The 2928-nt window shown below is 74.8% G+C and carries 1 protein-coding gene; it reads right to left on the reverse strand.

The genetic code is table 11. From position 1 onward, the window contains the following. Positions 1-2928, reverse strand: a 2928-nt coding sequence (locus tag B082_RS0132620; RefSeq protein WP_018555983.1) for an SDR family NAD(P)-dependent oxidoreductase, incomplete at both ends; no start/stop codon positions are given.

Below are 2928 nucleotides of genomic sequence, written 5' to 3' on the forward strand. Positions count from 1 at the left end.
CAGACCATTCGAGGCGCCGTCCTGGTTGACCGCCGTGCCGCGCACGACCGCCAGCACACGGTGGCCGTTGCGCCGGGCGTCCGAAAGACGCTCCACCAGGAGCAGGCCGACCCCTTCGGACCAGCCGGTGCCGTCGGCTTCGTCGGAGAACGCCTTGCAGCGGCCGTCGCTGGCGAGTCCGCCCTGGTGGGCGAAGTCGATGAACGCGTCGGGGCCCGCGATGACCGTGGCACCGCCCGCGAGAGCGAGTGAGCACTCCCCGGAACGGAGCGCCTGCACGGCGAGGTGCAGGGCGACGAGCGAGGAGGAGCAGGCCGTGTCGACGGTGACGGCCGGGCCTTCGAGGCCCAGCGCGTACGAGATCCGGCCGGACAGGACACTGCCCGAGTTACCGGTGATCAGGTGGCCGCCGACCCCGTCGGGCACGTCGTTCACCTGGCTGAGGTAGCCGGAGCTGCCGGCTCCGACGAAGACGCCGACCTTGTCGCCCTTCAGGGACAGCGGGGCGATGCCCGCGCGTTCCAGGGACTCCCACGCGACTTCGAGGAGCAGCCGCTGCTGCGGGTCCATGGCCAGGGCCTCGCGCGGCGAGATACCGAAGAAGGCGGCGTCGAAGTCGGCGGCACCGGGGAGGAAGCCGCCTTCCCGCGTGAAGGCGGAACCGGCGGCGTCGAGCGCCTCCAGGTCCCAGCCCCGGTCGGTGGGGAACGGGGTGATGGCGTCGGCCGCCCCGGAGACCAGCTGCCACAGGCTCTGCGGGTCCGTGGCGCCGCCGGGGAAGCGGCAGCCCATCGAGACGATCGCGACCGGCTCATCCAGGGCCGCCTGGGCGGCCTCGATCTGCTCGGGCCGCTGCTCGGTACCGAGCAGCCGGTCGACCAGGAAGTCGGCGAGCACCGCCGCCGTGGGGTGGTCGAAGACCAGCGTGGCGGACAGCGAAAGGCCGGTCGCCACGCGCAGCCGGTCACGGAACTCGACCGCGGTGAGCGAATCGAACCCGAGCTCGCGGAAGGCGTGCTCCGGTGCGATGGCCGAGGCGCTCGCGTGCCCGAGGACCACCGCGGCCTCGTCGCGGACGAGGGCGAGGACGTGGCGGCGCCGCTCCCTGCCGTCGAGGTCGCGCAGCTGCTCCCGCAGGCGGGCGGAGGTGTCGTTCCCGTCGTCGGCGGCACCGTCGCTCCGGTCGTGGCCGGCGGCGGGCGCCGTTTCGAACGCGGCGAACAGCGCGCTCGGCCGGCGCAGGGTGAACGTCGGCAGGAAGCGTTCCCAGTCGACGTCCACGACCGACACGCAGGGCTCACCCGCGGACAGCGCCGACTCCAGCGCGGCCATCGCGTCGTCCGGTGACAGGGCGGGCAGTCCCCGCCTGCGCAGATCGTCCTGGGCGCCCTCGGCGGCGGCCATACCGCCGCCGTCCCACGGGCCCCAGGCGACAGCGGTGGCAGCCCTTCCCTGGCCACGGCGCCGGGTCGCGAGGGCGTCGAGGTAGGCGTTGGCGGCCGCGTATCCGCTCTGTCCGCCGCTGCCCCAGGTGGCGGCGATCGAGGAGTAGAGCACGAACGCGTCGAGGTCCCGGTCACCGAGCAGTGCGTCGAGGTTCGCCGCCCCGGCCGCCTTGGCGCCCAGCATCGCGGCGAGCGAGTCGGTGTCGGCGTCGCCGAGAGCCACGCCCTCGGTGAGGCCCGCCGCGTGGAAGACGGACCGGATCGCGGGCCCTGCGGCCTCGATCCGGTCGAGGGCCGACGCGAGGGACGTACGGTCGGCGAGGTCGCAGCCGGCGAAGGTGACGGTCACGCCACGCGCTTCCAGCTCCGTACGGAGTTCGAGGGCGCCCGGGGCGTCCTCGCCCCGGCGGCTGACGAGGCCGAGGTGCTGTGCACCCCGGTCGACCGCCCAGCGGGCCAGCCTGCCCCCCAGCGCCCCGGTGCCACCAGTGATCAGGACCGTGCCCGAGGGTGTCCATCCGGCGTCCGTGCTCCGCGGCGCCAGGGACAGCGACGCGGGAACGAGCCGCCGTCCGAGCACGGCCCCGCCGCGCACGGCCAACTGGTCCTCGCCATCGGCGCCACCGGCCAGTGCCTCCACCAGCCGGGCGACGGCCCCACCGGCCGGCCGCTCCGGCACATCGACCAGACCGCCCCAGCGCTCCGGCTCCTCCAGCGCGACGACCCGGCCCAGGCCCCAGACGGCGGCCCGTGCCGGATGCGCGAGTTCATCGCCCGCGCCCGCGGACACGGCGCCCGACGTCACGGACCACACCCTGACCGCCGCCCCGGCATCGGCCAGGGCCTGCATCAGCGTGGTCGTGGCCGTCAGACCGTACGTGAGACCGGGACGCCCCGTGTGCTCCCGCTCGTCCTGACCGAGGAACGACACCAAGTGCGTCGTACGGCCGGAGGACTCGACGGACTCCGCGAGGCGACCGGCCAGCGCGGCACGGTCCAGATCCCCGGCGTCCAGCCGCAGCCGGGTGACCCGGGCACCGCGCGCCGCCAGCTCCTCGGCGACTGCATCCGCCCAGAGGCCGTCTGCGTCCGCCGATTCCGGCTCCACGAGCAGCCAGTTCCCGGACACCTCCGTGCTGTTGGCCGGGCCGGTGGGCGTCCAGTCGATCCGGTAACCGAGCCGGTCGACGGCGGCACCCTCGCTCCGGCGGCGCTGCCACGCGCTCAGGGCTTCCAGGACACGGCCGGGGTCGGCATCGGGTGCGAGCCCGAGCGACTGCGTGAACGCGTCCGGGTCGCCACCCTCGACGATCTCCCAGAACGCGGCGTCCGCGCCACCCCCGGCGACGGGTTCGCCCGCCCGGAGCTGCGGCCTCGGCCAGTAGCGCTCCCGCTGGAAGGCGTACGTGGGCAGGTCGACGGTACGGGCCCCGGTCGGGGCGTAGAACGCCGCCCAGTCGACGTCGGCCCCGTCCGCCCAGAG

It is taken from the genome of Streptomyces sp. ATexAB-D23 (assembly GCF_000373645.1).
GTDB lineage: Bacteria > Actinomycetota > Actinomycetes > Streptomycetales > Streptomycetaceae > Streptomyces > Streptomyces castrisilvae.